A 17439-nucleotide genomic window follows, 5' to 3' on the forward strand; every position below is an offset into this window, starting at 1 on the left:
ACATCCTTAATAATTAGATAAGTGTGTCGAAATTAAACTTTGTGCTACTGATGAATCAACATCCACATTTGCTGGTGAGCAAATAAATATCTCTTCACCAATTCGTTGAATATCTCCATCTACAGCATAAATAGCACCAGTAATAAAATCAACCACTCTTCGTGCTTGGAATTCTTCCATTGCTGAAAAAGTGATAATCACGATTTCTTTTCTAAATAATGCTTGTGCAATGGATTTGCAATCTGAATAAGCTCTAGGCTCGAATACAGTAATTTTGCGGTGTACACGTTTATTTTCAGTTTGACGTCGTTGATTTTTCTCGTTCACATTTTGATAAGCGTTCATATCAACAACCTTCTTATTAGCTAAATTATTTGAAGAAGTTTGACCTAAAGAAGACGTATTCGTTTCTTCAGACGCTTGATAAGCGTAAGATGGTTCATTAGAATATTGTGTCTCTTCTTTTTCAAAACTTTCTTCATCTACCATGGGAGTGTCTAAATTAATATCTGCTTCCTGTGAATCGTCCAGTCCAAAAAAATTGGACCAATTTCTAGATTTAAATAAATTCATCTTTCTGCCACCTCGTTTCCTTCTTCATTAAAAAAATTTGAGCCTACTCGAACAAACGTTGCACCTTCTTGAATAGCTATTCCAAAATCACGGCTCATTCCCATACTTAATTCTGTACAAGGGGCATAATTTAAGTTTTTCTCTTCAATCGTTACTTTCAACTTATTCAACGTAGAAAAAATTAAATGTAAATCAACTTCACTCGCATTAAACGGTGCCATTGTCATAAGACCTACAATAGATATGTTTTCAAATTCAGACAGCGAAAGAATAAACTCTTCAACTTCTGACACTGACAAGCCCTGTTTAGATTCTTCACCTGAAACATTAACTTGAACAAAACATTTTATTTGGTTGTCGGCTCGCTTATTAATTTCATTAGCGAGACTAAAACTATCTAAAGCATGAAAATAGTCAATTTCGTTAATAATTGATTTTACTTTTCGCCGCTGTAAATTCCCAATAAAATGCCATTTAATTTGCTTTTGATCAGCTAAATACTCTTTTTTTTCTATTAATTTTTCCATTCTATTTTCTGCTAAATGGATCATTCCATTGTCCACAACTTGTTTCGTTGTTTCACTATCTACAGATTTACTGACACAAATTAAGTTCACAAGAGACGCGTCTCTGTGACTTAATTCGCAGTTTTTTTGAATGGTTTCTTTAATTGTTTGAATGTTCGTTTTTATCGTCTGCTCAAGCACTACCTACTCACCTCTTATTTTTTTCTTCTAAAGAATGGTGGAGTACTAAGTTCATCATCATCTTCATCTGAAGAATGATCTGATTCAGTGTTACTAAATGTATCAAAATCTCTCTTTTCGATTGATTCAAATTGTGTTTCATCAGGTACATTACGTGTTGGTGCTTCACGACGAATATCCCAATCACCAAATGCGCCATTATTTGTATTCGTTGCTTCAACTTCAACTTGTTTAGCTTCTTGAGTTGGTCTTACTTGACGTTGAACCATTCCTTGAGTTGTCACATTGCCTCTTGGAGCCATTGGACGTTCTCTTTTACCTGGATCAATTCCAGTTGCGATAACTGTTACGATGATTTCATCACCTAGTTGATCATTAACTGATGTACCTAAGATGATATTCACATCGCCACCAGTTGCACTTGCCACAATTTCAGAAGCATCTTGCGCTTCGAATAATGTCATATCTAATCCACCAGTGATATTTAATAAGACTTGCTCAGCTCCTTCAATAGAAGTTTCTAATAATGGAGAAGCAATAGCTTTTCTCGTTGCTTCAATGACACGGTCTTCACCATTTGCCACACCAATACCCATAAGAGCAGTTCCTTGGTCTTCCATAACTGTTTTCACATCGGCAAAGTCTAAGTTGACATAACCTGGTGATGTAATAAGATCTGAAATACCTTGAACACCTTGACGTAACACGTTATCAGCTTCTCTAAAAGCTTCTAACATTGGTGTTTTCTTGTCAACGATTTCTAATAAGCGGTTATTTGAAATAATAACTAATGTATCAACATTTTCTTTTAATTCTGAAATACCTTCAGCAGCAAATCTGCTACGTTTTGGTCCTTCAAAACTGAATGGTCTTGTCACCACACCAACTGTTAAAGCTCCTTGAGCTTTAGCAATTCCTGCAACAACAGGTGCTGCACCGGTACCAGTACCGCCACCCATTCCAGAAGTAATAAATACTAAGTCAGCGCCTTGTAATGAAGCTGCAATTTGCTCTTCACTTTCACCAGCTGCTTTTTCTCCCACATCTGGTAAAGAACCTGCGCCAAGTCCTTTTGTAAATTTTGGTCCTAATTGAATCACTGTTTCAGCTTTTGAATGTTGTAGAGCTTGAACGTCTGTATTAGCTACGATAAATTCTACTCCCTTAACACCCTCGTCAATCATGCGGTTTACGGCATTACCACCAGCGCCACCGACACCGATAACTTTGATAACTGCACCAGTGTTTACTGTGCTATCTAAAGAAAATTCCATTGTTTGTTTCCTCCTAGGATATTAATCGAATATGTTAGACAAGAAACCTTTAAACTTGTTACCGATTCCTTCTTTTTCAGTTGCTTCTACTTCAACTTCTGTAATTGTTTCTTTTGGTTGTACGGGTTGTGTTTCTACTTTTTTAGGTTGCTCCATTGGAACTTCTCTATTTTTAGTTACCGTTTTTTTCTTGTTGTCATAAATAGCTAATTTAGTCACGTGATAAACTTCATCTAATTGAGCAACATACTCAACAATTGCGATGCCATTAGCAAAGACTGGGTTACGTAAGCCCATATGATTTGGAACGTACAATTTAACGTTTGTTCCAAAAATATCAGCGGCTAACTCTACCACACCTGGTAAACTAGCTGCTCCACCAGTTAAGATAACTCCTCCTGGTAAATTAAGTGCGTCAATACTATCTAAAACTGCTTTAGATTTAGTAAAGATTTGCTCAACACGCGCTTCAATGATTTCAGATAAATATCTTTCATCAATTTTAACTGGTTCATTTTTACCAATCACATCAACTGGAAATTCTTCGTTAGAAGATGTTCTTTCTGGGTAAGCATAACCGTAGTTAATTTTTAAAGCTTCTGCATTAGTTAACGATGTGTTTAAAACAACAGAGATATCTTTAGTAACAAACTCGCCACCCTCTTGTTCTACGTGAGAGAATTTTAATTCTCTTTCGTACATAACAGATGTAGTTGTTTGTCCGCCACCCATATCAATAATTGTTGTTCCAAAATCTTTTTCACCATCAGAAAGAATTGATTCAGCTAAAGCTAACGGTGTAATAACCATTTCCTCTACGCCTAAACCAGCTTTTTCTACACATTTGCGAATGTTGTGAACGATTGTTTTAGGGCCTGTAAATAATAAGCCTTTCATGTCTAAACGAACGCCAATCATTCCTCTTGGATCTTTGATGCCTTCGAAGCCATCTACTTTAAATTCTTGTGGAATTAAAGTGATTACTTGGCGTTCTGGTGGAGTTGATCTTACAACAGCTGCTGATGCAACATTTTTAACATCTGCTGAAGTAATTTCTTTTGATTCTGTATTAACAGCAATCATACCTTCACATTTTTCAACTTGAAGTAAGTTAGCTGGAATGCCCACACTAACGCTTCTAATTTGTACGCCTGATTTTTCTTCTGCTTGTTTAACTGCTCTTTGAATAGATTGAACAGCTTTATCGATATCAATAACGATACCTCTGTCTAATCCTTTTGATTTTGCATTTCCAACGCCAATAATATTAATTTGATTTTCTATATACTCAGCTACTACGACTTTCACTGAAGTTGTTCCAATATCAAGACTCACATGTATTCCTGTTTTTGCCATGAAAGGTGTTCCCTCCTATTTTCTAACAGAGTCTTCCTCTATTATTGCATAATACCTCACACCATTCTATCATAAAATAGGGTATTAAATAAAGAAGAATACTATAATTGTTATTATTTTTTTCTTAAAATTTGCTCTGTTACTCTACAACTTGACTTGAACTACTTTCTACAGTGGATTCTGATGTTTTATGCGGGTATGAAAATACCCCTGAAAGACCCGCTTCCATATCAATAACACCCTTATCTTTCATTTCAGCGGTTATCTTATCATAAAAAGCCATCTTGTCTGCAATAGTTGTTGATAAACCGATGACTTCATTGCCATCTTTCATCTTAAACTTAATTCTAAATGGATTCGTTTTTGTTGCTAATGACTCGATACTCTCAATATTTTCTTTCAGCGTTGCATCAAATCGATTATAGGCATCTAAGAACTCATTGAGATTTTCACCCTCTTTAAAATTTTGAAGTAGTGGTAAATTTTTCTTCATGTCTTTAACAGGTTCTTTCAAAATAGTGCCATTAGATAAGACTTCATAGTTTTTCCCACTCGTTTTAACATAACCAATTGTTGGGTACTCTTTAATCGTAATTTTCAATTGATTCAAGTTAACTAAACTAATTTTAGCCGTTTCGATTCTCTTATTGTCTTTTTTGACATTTTGAGCCATGACACTCTTATTAAAATATTGTTCCCATAAACTTTTACCTACTTTTATTTCAGAAGATTGAACCACTTCATTTAAATCACTATTTTCTACTCCCGAAACAACAATTTTCCCTACTTTGCTTAAAGGTGAAATAAAGTATAATGTAATAAAAATTGAAATAACTAAGATACCTAAAATTAAGGACAAGCGTTTAAACAATTCTTTTTCTTTTGGTGACTGGCTATATCTTAATTTACTAAAACTTAAACCAGCACTTTTTTCTTCAGAAGTTACATTTTTTTCATCACTTTGCTTTTGTTCAGATTGTGACGCTGTTTCATTTTCAGAAGACTCTTTTTTATCTTCTTGATTCGGAAGCATTAACTGTTTTTTGATATTTTCTTCATGATTATTATTGTCAGTCATTTTCTGCCTCCTCTTATGAAGTTAACGTCGTGATTAAACGGTACAAACGGTCAGTAGCATCTTGAATACCTTCTTTTTTAGATGAAGCTGCCATTGCAAGTCGCTTATCTGAATCAAGCATTAATTCATCAATTTTAGCGACCAAAGTCTCTTGATTTAACTCCGCATTTGGTATCATCACAGCAGCTTGCTTATCGACTAAACTTTGAGCATTTTTTGTTTGATGGTCATTTGTCACATTGGGACTTGGAATTAAAATTGAAGGCAGTCCTAATGATGTGATTTCTGCTAGGGACGTAGCACCGGCACGACCAACAACGACATCCACATTAGCTAATACATTTTCCATATTTTTAATGTAAGGCACAAGCTTTATGTTGCTTTTTTCGCCAGTTATCGTTGCCCATTTTTCTTCTACATCACTAAAATAAATCTCACCTGAGGCGTATAAGACTTGATAAGGTTTTGTTTTAAGCATTTCCAAGCTATCTAAAACAGCCTCATTAATTGCTAACGCGCCACGACTTCCTCCAAATATTAAGACTGTTGGAATATCTGTTTTCAAATCATATTGACTTAAAACTTCCGACTTCTTAATATTAGCCACTTCTTGAGCTCTGGGATTACCTACCATCACTACTTTTTCAGAAGGAAAATCTTTAGCTACATCAGAAAAACAGATACCTATTTTATTTACATATCTGGATAAAAACTTATTGGTCATACCTGCCACACTATTTTGCTCGTGGATGATTGTTGGAATGTTTAGTTTATGAGCTGCATAAACAACAGATCCACAAACATAACCACCTGTTCCAATCACAATATCTGGTTCAAATTTCCTAATAATCTGTTTTGCTTTTTTGATACTACTTAAAAATAATTGAATTGTTTTAAAGTTGCTTAAGGATAAAGAGCGTTTAAATCCTTGAATTTCAATTGTCTCAAAAGGGATACCTTGATCTGGAACAATCTTACTTTCCAATCCTTTTTTTGTCCCAACAAATAAAAACTCAGCGTCAGGATGTTTCGCTTTAATATATTTCACGAGAGACACAGCTGGATAAATATGACCACCTGTTCCACCACCGGATACTAATACTTTCATGTTTTTACCTACTTACTATTTGTTTTATTTCTTTAACAAACGCTTCTCCGCGAATTTCAAAGTTTTTATATTGATCCCAACTGGCACAAGCTGGTGACAAGAGAATAGCATCTTCTCTTTCACTTATTTCCCATGCAGCTTTCACAGCTTGTCCCATGTCTGATACTTTCACACAATTTGTCACACCCATTTTTTTGGCTGTTTCAATTAATTTATCTGCGGTTTCACCTGTGGCAACGAGTGCTTTCAACCCTACTAAAGACTCCTCTAACTCTTCAAAGCCATTCCCACGATCTAAACCACCCGCAATTAAAACTAAATGTTCATTATTAAAACCACTTAAAGCTTTTTCAGTGGCTAAAATATTCGTTGCTTTTGAATCATTGTAAATTCTCACACCATCATACTCACCAATAAATTCAGTTCGGTGAGGAACACCTGAAAAGTTCATTAAAGTTTGTCTGATACTCTCATTTGACACACCTGATAATTTAGCCACGATAATCGCTGCTAAAGCATTCTCAATGTTGTGACTACCTGGCACACCAACTTCTGATGCTAACATAATTTTTTCATCTTTATAAACTAAAGCATCCTCTAAAAGATAAGCTCCTTCTTTTTCCAGACAAGTTGTTGAAAAATAGATGACTGTAGCTTTAGTTGTTTCTGCTAATTTTCTTAATTCTGCTTGATTACCATTTAAAATCAAATAATCAGCTGACGTCATATTTTTTTGAATTTCCCATTTAGCAGAAACATAATTATCACGACTTCCATGATAATCAATATGCGCTTCAAACAAGTTCGTAATTAAAGCAATAGATGGTTTAAATTTATCAATTCCCATTAATTGGAAACTTGATAATTCAGTGACTAAAACATCATCACTTTTTGCTTTAAGAACCACATCACTTGTTGGAAAGCCAATATTACCTGCTAATTTAGCTTCACCTTTAGATCGTTCGCTATTTAATAGTTGGTAAATCATCGTTGTTGTTGTTGTTTTCCCATTTGTTCCTGTTATACCAATAAATTCAGCCTCTGAAACGGCATGTGCTATTTCTACTTCTGTCATAATTGGAATATTTTTTTCAATTGCTTTTTCGAGAATAGGATTCGTATATGGAATCCCAGGGTTTTTGACAATTAGCGAAAATCCTTCATCAAGTAAATCGATTGGATGGCTTCCTGTTATCACAGTCATTCCTAAAGCAAGCAATTCTTGCGCTTCTGGATTTTCATCTATGTTTTTTGCATCATTCACTGTAACAAACGCGCCTAATTGATGTAATAACTTGGCTGCTGCAACACCGCTTCTAGCTAATCCTAAAACTAAAATCTTTTCATTTGCGTATTCTGCTGCTTTTTTCATACCAATCGATCTCCTCATATTATAAATATAAAATAGCTAATGTAATACCTGACATAACCAATCCTACTATCCAAAAAACAATGTCGATTTTCCATTCACTCCAACCACTTAATTCAAAGTGATGATGAATCGGTGACATTTTAAAAATTCGTTTACCTGTTAATTTAAATGATGCCACTTGTAAAATCACGCTTAACGTTTCTACTACATACACTAACCCAATTAATAAAAGTGTCCATTCTTGATGTAATAAGATTGAGATTGCTGCTAACATACCGCCTAATGCCAGTGAGCCCACATCCCCCATAAAGATTTTAGCAGGCTTTTTATTATAAACAAGAAAACCTAACAGAGCACCGATTGAAGCAATACAAATTAAAAGAATATCATATTGTTCTTGTTGCCATGCAATAATGGCATAGGTTCCAAACGAAATAGATCCTAACCCTGACACTAAGCCGTCAATTCCATCTGTTAAATTCACTGCATTTGAAAATCCTACTAACCAAAAGACAACAAAGGCACCATAGATAACACCCATATCCACATTTCCAAGGAACGGAATATAAAGTAAAGTACTAATACCTGCTGATTTCATAATGAGATAAAGAATAATCCCACCAACAATTTGACCTAATAGTTTTTGTTTAGAATTCAACCCTAAATTACGTTTTTTAAAGACTTTAATAAAATCATCTAAAAATCCTAATAAACCGTATAAAGCTAAAATAAATAAAATACTCCAGAAAGAAGAAGTTAACTCTTCTTTCCAAAAAGCTGTAATAATTGAAGCAAGTACAATACTAAACAAGAAAACTAATCCACCCATTGTTGGTGTTCCTGTTTTAGCTAAATGAGCTTGTGGCCCTTCTTCTCTGACTGCTTGTCCCATTTTTTTTACTTTAAAAAAAGCTATAAATTGAGGTATTGTCATTAAAACAAATGCGAACCCTAAGGATAAAGGGATTAATAATTCTGTAAGTATCATAATTCTCTCCTAATTTTTAATTATCTGAACTAACCGTATCGACTTTAAACGCATGTTTTAACATACTATTTGAAATATCTGAGATTAATTTTTGAGGACTACCATGTTCTCCAGTAATTGTTGGTCTTTTTAGTGTAACGTACATAATATATTGTGGGTCTTCGGTGGGAGCAATTTGAACCACTGAGTACAGATAATCATATTCACCTTTCACTAATTGTCCACTATCAAATATTTCTGCAGTTCCTGTTTTAGCCGACACATTAACTCCATCAATTCCATAAGTTTCATATCCTGTTCCATACTCAGGATCATTTACTGTATCTTTCATAAAATCTAACACCTTATCTGCAGTTTCAGGTTTGATAGGTTGACCAACCTTTTCTGGTTTATAAACCTCTTCATCTTTACCGTCTTCTGATGTGATTTTTTGAATGTACTGAGGTTTCATCATCGTTCCTTTATTCGAAATCGCTGTGAATCCTTGCATCATTTGGAAATTCGTGACACCAATTGCTTGTCCAAATGAAGACATGGCTGTATCTACCGGATTTTTATCGCGAATATTTCCAGCTTCTTCAAAAGGTAATCCGGATTTAGTTGATTTACCAAAGCCAAATTTTTGTAGGTAGTCTTGCCATTTAGTTCCCATTTTCTGCTCTAAAAGAACCATCCCTACGTTACTTGACCATGATAAGGCTTGTCTGTAGGTCAACGTTCCTTTGCCTTCTGGTTTCCAATCTCTAATTGGTGTATCGTAAACCTGAATTTGCCCCGATTGGAAGGTTTCATTTTCATTTAAGTTACCCGAATCAATAGCTGCTGCTGTTGTAAAGACCTTCATTGTTGATCCTGGCTCATATGGTTTTTGGACTAAGAGATTTTGCCATACTGGTTTTGGTTTATCTTTTTCTTCGTAAAGCCCTTCTTTTGTTTGCGGATCAAAGGTTGGACGTTGTGAAGCAGCTAAGATTTGACCAGTTTTTGCATCCATCAGCATTGCTGTTATATCTTCTGGGTTCGACTTTTCGAACACTTCATCCATCACTTCTTCTAAACGGAGTTGAAGGTTACTATCTAAGGTTGTATAAATATCTTTTCCATTGACAGCTTCTTTATCTACAATGACAGAACCAGGTAATTCATTTCCTTTACTGTCTTTTTGATAATACTTAAAGCCATCCTCACCTTTAAGAACATCATCATAGGCTTTTTCAATTCCCATACCATTCTTACCAGTTAATTTAGAATCTTCTTCATCTGCATTTTCTGGTTGTGCATATCCTACTATATAAGAAGCATATTTTCCGTTAGGGTACATTCTATCTGGATGTTCCGTAAAGTAAATTCCGGTAATTTTTTCTTTTTCTAACGCTTTTTCAATATTTTTTTTCGTTTCTAAAGATAAATTTTTACCTTTAGAGCCAAACTCAGTACTACCGTAATACTTACCATCGGCATTTTTCTTAACTTCCTTACTCAATTGCTTATGAGTTATTTCTTTATCGATACCTGCATATTGATTCAAAATATCAGCTATCTTATCTTTATCCTTATCATGGACAAAAAGTTCCACATTGTTTAAGCCAATATAATCTTTTCCTAATTCAGCATATAACGAATAGGAAGTAGCATCTTCAGCAATTGGTTGTCCATTTCGATCATAAATGGTTCCCCGTTTTGCCTTGATGATGCTACTTCCTTGATATAGATCCTGTCTTTTCTTATCTAAACTTTCAGATCCAACTTTACCTACTCCGATAATATAAACAAAGCGCATTGCAAAAAGAAGGAAAATGGCAATAGTTGTTCCAAAGAGTATAATCCCTACTTTTTTTCTATTGCCAGATGGTGTTAAGTTTTTTGACGCTATTTTTTTTTTGAATTTCCGTCTAAAATCTTTCATTATTTTATTTTCCTTATGTTATCTTCTCTTACCTTGATTTCAGCCTTTTCAGCAATTCCTTTAACCCGGTCTGCTCTGAGCAATTCATTTTTTTCTTGCTCTAACTTATCAATAGCACTATTAGATTCATTCATTTTTTGTTGAACAGCGGTGATTGCTTCTTCTTCTCTATTAATTGCCGTTGTCATTTTAATTGTCGCAATCGATAGAAATAAAAACGTCACGATAAAAGTTGCAAAAACAATCTTTTCTAACTTGCTGACTTTTCTGAGTTTACTTTTAGGTACTAAGTAAGGAATCGTTTCTTGTAACCTTTTCTCGCTTTCAGGAGGTAAGGTCTGTGCATAATCATAAATCATTGGTTCTTGTTTTTCCGGTAATGACATTCCTATCCCATCCTTTCAGGAGTTATTTTTTCGGCTACTCGAAGTTTCGCACTTCTTGAGCGGTTATTTGCTTCCAACTCTTCACTTGAAGCAACAATCGGTTTTCTATTAATCATTTTTAATGTCGGTTGATATTCCACAGGTACCATAGGCAAACCTGGTGGTAAATCTTTTGGTTGACTATATTCTTTGTAGATATTTTTAACAATCTTATCTTCTAAAGAATGGAAGGTAATCACACTAATACGACCTTCGTGATTCAATAGCTCAATAGCTTGTTCTAGTGACTCTCCGATAACTTCTAATTCACTGTTAACTTCAATTCGAATCGCTTGAAAAACTCGCTTAGCCGGATGTCCACCTTTTCTTCTAGCTGGTGCCGGTATCGCGTCTTTAATCAATTCTACTAATTCGCCCGTTGTTTCTATTGGCTTTTCAATTCTCTTTTTCTCAATCAATCTAGCAATTTGTTTTGAAAATTTTTCTTCTCCGTATCTGAAAAAGATTTTCACTAATTGCTCATACGGATACTCATTCACAACATCAAAGGCACTAATCGGTGCTGTTTGATCCATTCTCATATCTAAAGGAGCATCTTGATGATAACTAAAGCCTCGTTCTCCCTCATCTAATTGAGGAGACGATACACCTAGATCATATAAGATACCATCAATTTCATTGACACCATGTTTAGCTAATTCTGCTTGTAAATATCTAAAATTCGCCTGGATAAACGTTACTTTACCTTGTTCTAACTCATTTTTTAATTTAATACTAGCATGTTTTATAGCTGTCTCATCTTGATCAAACGCATAAAGATGACCCTTTTCAGATAGTTGTGAGAGAAGGTACTGGCTATGACCAGCTCCGCCCAATGTACAATCTACATAGATGCCATCAGGTTTAATATTAAGTCCATCAACTGTTTCTTTCAGTAAAACAGTGACATGTTCAAAAGTTTCTGACATAAATATCTTTCTCCAACCTTTAGTTTAAAAACCAAAATCAATCATCGTTTCAGCAATATCATCAAAATTCTCTTCTGCATCTTGTGAGAATTCTATCCAACGCTCTTCGCTCCAAATCTCAATTCGATTTGAAACCCCAATTATGACACATGGCTTCTCTAATTTCGCATAATTTCTTAAATTTAAGGGAAGATTAATTCTTCCTTGTTTATCAATTTCACATTCAATAGCAGCGGAATAAAAAAAGCGGACAAATGTACGTGCTTCTTTTTTTGATAGTGGCATTTCTTTCATTTTCTCTTCTAAAATTTCCCACTCACTCATCGGATAACCAAATAAACATCCATCCATTCCTCTTGTTACGACAAATTTTTCGCCTAAGCTTTCTCGCAGTTTTGAAGGAACAATTAGACGTCCTTTTAAGTCAATATTATGTTGATATTCTCCCATAAACATAAAAGGTCACCTCGACTCGCCACTCAATAGAACTAGTCTACCACATTCCCCCACTTTCTACCACATTCTTAGTAAAAAAATTAAGATTTGGTATAGATTGTAATAAAAGTGAAAACAAAAAAGACAATACTAGAATAGATACTAGTTATTGTCTTAGTTTTTTATTTTAAAAACAGGATAATACTTACTAAAATAAGTAAGAAATAAATTAGTAAAGTAATTAAAAAGATGATTCGCCACACCATTTTCAAATAACGTTTATACTTAATTTCTTTGTACTGATACGCTTGAAACACTGCTATCAACATAGAAACAAGTAAAACAATTAGCAATGTATAAGGTAAAAAACTCTCATCAAACGTTGCTTTTGATAAGTAATGAATTCCTACTAATAAAAACGGTGTTGCAATATCGGGTGATTTGATACCATATTTTTTTTCAAGAGAAGCTTTTTTTACTAAAAAAGAACTTCCAAATAATAATATTAATGGAAAAGTATACCAAAAAAAGGTAACTATGGTGAATTTTTGCATGTGATTATTTCCCTTCACAATCCTCTTGTAAGCTTCACTACTAAGACACACCTATTATACGTTAGATAGATGTCAATCCCATAACAAGGGTTAGTCTTATAAAGACGTCTTTGTAACAAGCATTACAGAACAAGGCTTTTTCTATATTTAATCCTTTAAACAATTATAATTCATCTCGAGGAACAGTTCAATTTTTTTCAAGTTAATTTTTTAAGCATTATTTAAATTGCTCCTCACCTTGATTCCTCATCTTATTCGGTGTAAACTATTATCATTGAATCTAAGATTAAAAGGCGGAAAAAAATATTATGAGTAAAAAACCAAAAAGCACTTTCTCAAAAATCACTACTGTAGTTATTTGGGTGATGTTAATTGCCATGGTAGGCGGAGCAGTCGTAACTGCACTAGCAAGCTTAGGTATGATTTAAAACAAAAGTGAATAAAAAATCGGTTTGCTCCAAGTAACTGGAAGAAATGAAAAACAATTCGCGCTTTTTGAATTGATTTTCATTTCTGAAGTTGTCGTGGGAGCAGATTTTTTATTCCGGATTAAACATGGTGATGAAAAAGGCGTTCAACTTCAAGTAACATGGAGTTAAACGTCTTTTTCATTTGATTATTTTTTCTGTGCAATCGACAATAATTCTTTCGCATGCTCCAATGTCAGCGGCGTGATTTCTGCTCCCGACAACATTCTAGCAACTTCATCCACTCGCTCGGTCGCTGCCAATTCACTAACACTTGTTTCTGTTCGCTTATTTATTATTTCCTTTTTGATAAAATACTGAGTATCAGCAATCGCTGCCACTTGAGGCAAATGAGTGATACATAGTACTTGAGAGTTCGTTCCAATTTGATGGATTTTCTCTGCAATTGCTTGAGCCACTCGACCACTTACACCAGTGTCCACTTCATCAAATACAATACTTGTCATACCGTGATTTTTCGAAAAAATTGTTTTTATCGCTAACATCACACGAGATAACTCACCGCCAGAAGCCACTTTAACTAAAGGTTTCAAATCTTCCCCTAAATTGGTAGAAATGAAAAATTCAACTTTATCTAAGCCTGTTTCATTCGGTTTATCTAACTCAGTAAACATTACTTTAAAGCGAGTGTTTTCCATGAATAAGCTTTTTAATTCTGTTAAGATATTTTCTTCTAAGTTTCCAGCTGTTTCTTTTCGGCATTGACTTAGCTCTCGACCTAAAGAATCAACCAATTCTTTTTCAGATTCCAAATCCCGTTCTACCTGTTCAACATCTAAGCCACCAAATTCTGAAAGAGATAGTTCTTCTTTAATATACTCAAAATGCTCTAATATTTTTTCAACAGTCTCACCGTATTTTCTTTTCAACTGACGAATGACATCTAGCCTGCTTTCAACTTCGAGCAAACGAGATTCATCCAATTCCAAATCATCCACAAATGCCGAAACATTTGTTAGAGCTTCTTGTAAGGAGTAGTAACTTGTTTGAATCAACTCACTTGTTTCTTTATAAGATGGATCTAAATCTTCAATGCTACTCATCTCATTCATTGCCTGAGCAACTAAATCCAACGCCTGACTTTCATCACCATTGATAGCATTATACGTATTTTTTAAACCGTCTGTAATTTGTTGAAAACTAACTAGTTTTTTTCGTTCCTCTAGAAGTTGCTCTTCCTCATTAGGTAAAAGTTCCGCTTCATTAATCTCTTCAAATTGAAATTGCAACATGTCCATTCGTTGAACATATTCTTTTTCATTAGCATGAAATTTCTTAAGGTTCATTTCTAATTCTTTGAATTTAGTATAATGTATCCGATAATCAGCTAATACAGGCGTCAAACGATCCACATCAAACTGATCCAACAACCCTAAATGATGAGTCGCTTCCATTAATTCTTGATGCTCGTTTTGACCATGAATATCAACCAAATATTGTCCCATCCCTCTTAAGGTTTTCGTATTAACCAACTGGCCATTAATGCGACAGTTATTTCTCCCGGTTCGGTAAATTTCTCGTTGAACAACCAAGACATCATCAACCATCTCAATGCCACAATCTGCTAAATAACGATCCATCTCTTGATTACTTTCAACATAAAAAGACCCTTCAATGCGACATTTTTCTGCCCCATCTCGAATAAAATCACTGGAACCACGCCCGCCAACAATCAAACCCATCGCATCAATAATAATCGATTTACCCGCACCTGTTTCACCAGTCAGAACTGTCATACCTTCTTTAAATTCAATATTCAAATTAGAAATAATCGCAAAATCTTGGACAGATAATTCTTGTATCATATATGATCACCTTCTTATACAATTTCTAATATCCTAGTTTCCAAATCAAGAGCTAACTCTTCTGATTTAGCAAAAATCAAGACTTTATCATCATTCACCATCACTGTAAATATATCAGCTTTATAATAAGATTCAATCGCGCCACCTAACGCAAATCCACTACCTGGTTTAGTAATGATCACAATCATCTTATCCATTTGATGAATATCCATAAAGGAACTTTTTAACATCCGCTCAAACTTCGCAAAACTCGAACGATCCTCTTCCGGCATACTATACGTGAAGTGTTTATCTTCGCCTTGTTTTTTAACTAATTTCATTTCTTTAATATCTCTCGACACGGTTGCTTGAGTCACCAAAATATTATTTTCTAGTAATAATCGAACTAATTCTTCTTGCTTAGATACTTTTTCTTCAGTAATAATCTTCTCAATCCACTGATGTCTTTCTTGCTTTCTCATTTTTGTTTCCTCCAGTTAACAAATTACGTTAGCCTACTATGAGATAACTCTACAATCTCTTCTGCTGACAAATCACTTAAAAATTGTCCCATGCCATCAGCAGGTTTCAAGTGAGCTAAAAATTCAATGTTCCCATCCCCACCTGTAATCGGTGAAAAATCAAGTCCTTCTACATTAAAGCCAAACTCTTGAACAAAAGTTAGCACGTCTTTCAACACAGATAAATGAACTTTCTTATCTCGAATAATCCCTTTTTTACCAACTTGAGCTTTTCCAGCTTCAAATTGTGGCTTAATCAGAGCAACGACCTCCCCATCAGAAGAGATAATCGTTCTTAAGACAGGTAATATCAATTTTAAAGAAATAAAAGACACATCAATAGACGCGACATTTGGTTGCCCTTTGGTAAAGTCTTCTAATTTAGAATATCTAAAGTTAGTTTTTTCCATTACTTCTACTCGCTCGTCTTGTCTTAACTTCCAAGCTAATTGATTAGAACCAACGTCTAAAGCGTAGCTCATTTTGGCACCATTTTGCAAAGCAACATCAGTAAATCCTCCTGTGGAAGAACCAATATCAAGTAATGTTTTCCCTTCAAAATCAATAGAAAAAGACGACATTGCTTTTTCTAATTTTAAACCACCACGAGAAACATATTTTAACGCCTGTCCTTTTAACCTAAGAACAGAATCAGCTGAAATTTTCTCACCCGGCTTGTCATAACGAACACCATTAGCATCTACTACAAGTCCTGCCATGACATTTCTTTTTGCCTTTTCACGCGTTTCACTTAACCCTTGTTGAACGACTAAAACGTCCACACGCTCTTTTTTTACTTTTTCGCCCATTATAATACCTTCAATTCTTCTAAAATAGCATCTAATAACGTTTCTTTTTCAGGATAACCTAACAATACTTTACTTTGATTTAACGATTTTTGCGCTTGGTTACAGTAAGATTCAAATGCCTCTTTGGCTCCGTCTAAACCTAAAAATGAAACATAAGTATTTTTATCATGAGCCGCATCCGCCCCTGTTTTTTTACCAATAACCGCTTCATCCCCAATAACATCCAGTAAATCATCTTTCACTTGAAAAGCCATACCTAAACATTCAGCATATTCAACAAGATTCTTTTTAACTTCCATATTATCAGAACTTAACGTTACACCAGCTTCCACTGCAAATTTGATCAATTCACCCGTTTTTTTACTGTGCATCTTTTGAAGCTCGTCTAATGTGATTTGTTTGTTCTCACCCAACATATCTTCCATTTGGCCAGCAATCATACCACTTGCCCCTGACGCTTTTGCGAGCAGACTAATTAACTCAACTTTTAAAGAACTGTCCAGTGTTGTTTCTGACACTAAATGAAAAGCCTCTGTTAATAAAGCATCTCCCGCTAGAATGGCTACTGCCTCACCATAAACTTTATGATTTGTTGGCTTACCGCGTCTTAGATCGTCATCATCCATCGCTGGTAGATCATCATGAATTAAAGAGTACGTATGGATCATCTCTAAGCTCGCAGCCACACTGTAATGTTTTTTCTCTAAAGGGATATCAAAAAAATCTACTGTTCCTAAAAGAAGTAGCGGTCTAAATCTTTTACCACCAGCCGCAAGAGAATAGTTCATCGCTTCTACTAATAATTCAGATTGATTGTGCCCTTTTAAAAAAGACATCATTTCTTGATCGATTAAAGGAATTTGTTCCGTCGCAAATTCTTTATAATTCAAACTCATCGCTACTCTCCCTGTTCTTCAAAAGGTACTTCTTGACCATCATCTGACATAATTTTTGTTAATGTTTCTTCTGCGTTAGTCAACGTTTCTTGGCATAATTTACTCAAAGCAATACCTTTTTGAAATTGATCTAAAGCATCCTCTAAAGGTACCTCACCTGTCTCTAATTGTTTCACTATATTCTCAAGTTCCTCTAAAGAAGCTTCAAAGGTTTGTTTTTTTTCTTTTACCATATT

General features: G+C 34.6%; 19 protein-coding genes. 1 reads left to right on the top strand and 18 read right to left on the bottom strand.

Annotated elements, in window-relative coordinates; translation table 11 throughout:
- Positions 1 to 6: 6 nt before the first annotated feature.
- From G7082_RS02725 to G7082_RS02785, 13 genes are all read right to left on the bottom strand, one after another.
- Positions 7 to 573 (bottom strand): cell division protein SepF, encoded by a 567-nt coding sequence (locus tag G7082_RS02725; protein WP_166033674.1) that lies wholly within the window; start codon positions 571 to 573, stop codon positions 7 to 9.
- On the bottom strand, positions 570 to 1280 hold the full coding sequence (locus G7082_RS02730) for a YggS family pyridoxal phosphate-dependent enzyme (RefSeq protein ID WP_238842685.1): 711 nt from the start codon (positions 1278 to 1280) through the stop codon (positions 570 to 572). The genes G7082_RS02725 and G7082_RS02730 overlap by 4 nt, the downstream gene beginning before the upstream one ends.
- A gap of 14 nt (positions 1281 to 1294) precedes the next feature.
- A complete protein-coding gene (gene ftsZ / locus G7082_RS02735; RefSeq protein ID WP_166033675.1) occupies positions 1295 to 2554 on the bottom strand; it encodes a cell division protein FtsZ in 1260 nt (419 codons plus the stop codon).
- A gap of 21 nt (positions 2555 to 2575) precedes the next feature.
- The gene (gene ftsA, locus G7082_RS02740) at positions 2576 to 3910 is read right to left on the bottom strand and encodes a cell division protein FtsA (RefSeq protein WP_166033677.1); all 1335 of its coding nucleotides are present in this window, start codon (positions 3908 to 3910) and stop codon (positions 2576 to 2578) included.
- 139 nt (positions 3911 to 4049) lie between these two features.
- A complete protein-coding gene (locus G7082_RS02745; protein ID WP_166033679.1) occupies positions 4050 to 4988 on the bottom strand; it encodes a cell division protein FtsQ/DivIB in 939 nt (312 codons plus the stop codon).
- 13 nt (positions 4989 to 5001) lie between these two features.
- Positions 5002 to 6096 carry an undecaprenyldiphospho-muramoylpentapeptide beta-N-acetylglucosaminyltransferase gene (gene murG / locus G7082_RS02750; RefSeq protein ID WP_166033681.1) on the bottom strand — a complete coding sequence of 365 codons (1095 nt, stop codon included), beginning with the start codon at positions 6094 to 6096 and terminating at the stop codon, positions 5002 to 5004.
- A gap of 4 nt (positions 6097 to 6100) precedes the next feature.
- Positions 6101 to 7468 carry a UDP-N-acetylmuramoyl-L-alanine--D-glutamate ligase gene (gene murD, locus G7082_RS02755; RefSeq protein WP_166033683.1) on the bottom strand — a complete coding sequence of 456 codons (1368 nt, stop codon included), beginning with the start codon at positions 7466 to 7468 and terminating at the stop codon, positions 6101 to 6103.
- A 19-nt stretch (positions 7469 to 7487) separates the two neighbouring features.
- Positions 7488 to 8456, bottom strand: a complete 969-nt coding sequence (gene mraY, locus G7082_RS02760) for a phospho-N-acetylmuramoyl-pentapeptide-transferase (protein WP_166033684.1) — start codon at positions 8454 to 8456, stop codon at positions 7488 to 7490.
- 16 nt (positions 8457 to 8472) lie between these two features.
- Entirely contained in the window at positions 8473 to 10362 is a 1890-nt protein-coding gene (locus G7082_RS02765) for a penicillin-binding transpeptidase domain-containing protein (protein ID WP_166033686.1), read from the bottom strand.
- Entirely contained in the window at positions 10362 to 10748 is a 387-nt protein-coding gene (locus tag G7082_RS02770; protein ID WP_166033689.1) for a hypothetical protein, read from the bottom strand. Before G7082_RS02770 ends, G7082_RS02765 begins: the two co-directional genes overlap by 1 nt.
- Positions 10749 to 10750: 2 nt before the next feature.
- Positions 10751 to 11716: a 16S rRNA (cytosine(1402)-N(4))-methyltransferase RsmH gene (rsmH, locus tag G7082_RS02775; protein WP_166033691.1), complete on the bottom strand. Its 966-nt coding sequence runs from the start codon at positions 11714 to 11716 to the stop codon at positions 10751 to 10753.
- A gap of 24 nt (positions 11717 to 11740) precedes the next feature.
- Positions 11741 to 12172, bottom strand: coding sequence for a division/cell wall cluster transcriptional repressor MraZ (gene mraZ / locus G7082_RS02780; RefSeq protein ID WP_166033693.1), 432 nt, complete (start codon positions 12170 to 12172; stop codon positions 11741 to 11743).
- A 161-nt stretch (positions 12173 to 12333) separates the two neighbouring features.
- Entirely contained in the window at positions 12334 to 12705 is a 372-nt protein-coding gene (locus tag G7082_RS02785) for a DUF3397 domain-containing protein (protein WP_166033695.1), read from the bottom strand.
- Positions 12706 to 13013: 308 nt separating this feature from the next.
- Here G7082_RS02785 and G7082_RS02790 point away from each other — a divergent pair, with 308 nt between their 5' ends.
- Positions 13014 to 13133, top strand: a complete 120-nt coding sequence (locus tag G7082_RS02790; RefSeq protein WP_166033699.1) for a DUF4044 domain-containing protein — start codon at positions 13014 to 13016, stop codon at positions 13131 to 13133.
- A 188-nt stretch (positions 13134 to 13321) separates the two neighbouring features.
- On the opposite strand, the gene recN is transcribed toward G7082_RS02790, so the two are convergent.
- From recN to G7082_RS02815, 5 genes are read right to left on the bottom strand one after another with little or no spacing between them, the layout of a single operon-like run.
- Complete coding sequence (recN, locus tag G7082_RS02795; protein WP_166033701.1) at positions 13322 to 14998, bottom strand: DNA repair protein RecN; 1677 nt, start codon at positions 14996 to 14998, stop codon at positions 13322 to 13324.
- A 14-nt stretch (positions 14999 to 15012) separates the two neighbouring features.
- Positions 15013 to 15459 (bottom strand): arginine repressor, encoded by a 447-nt coding sequence (locus tag G7082_RS02800; RefSeq protein ID WP_166033703.1) that lies wholly within the window; start codon positions 15457 to 15459, stop codon positions 15013 to 15015.
- A gap of 23 nt (positions 15460 to 15482) precedes the next feature.
- Positions 15483 to 16307, bottom strand: coding sequence for a TlyA family RNA methyltransferase (locus G7082_RS02805; protein ID WP_166033705.1), 825 nt, complete (start codon positions 16305 to 16307; stop codon positions 15483 to 15485).
- Positions 16307 to 17203, bottom strand: a complete 897-nt coding sequence (locus G7082_RS02810; RefSeq protein WP_166033707.1) for a polyprenyl synthetase family protein — start codon at positions 17201 to 17203, stop codon at positions 16307 to 16309. The genes G7082_RS02805 and G7082_RS02810 overlap by 1 nt, the downstream gene beginning before the upstream one ends.
- Positions 17204 to 17205: 2 nt before the next feature.
- Entirely contained in the window at positions 17206 to 17436 is a 231-nt protein-coding gene (locus G7082_RS02815; RefSeq protein ID WP_166033709.1) for an exodeoxyribonuclease VII small subunit, read from the bottom strand.
- Positions 17437 to 17439: the final 3 nt, after the last annotated feature.

Source organism: Vagococcus hydrophili (genome assembly GCF_011304195.1).
In the GTDB taxonomy this organism is placed as follows: Bacteria; Bacillota; Bacilli; order Lactobacillales; family Vagococcaceae; genus Vagococcus; species Vagococcus hydrophili.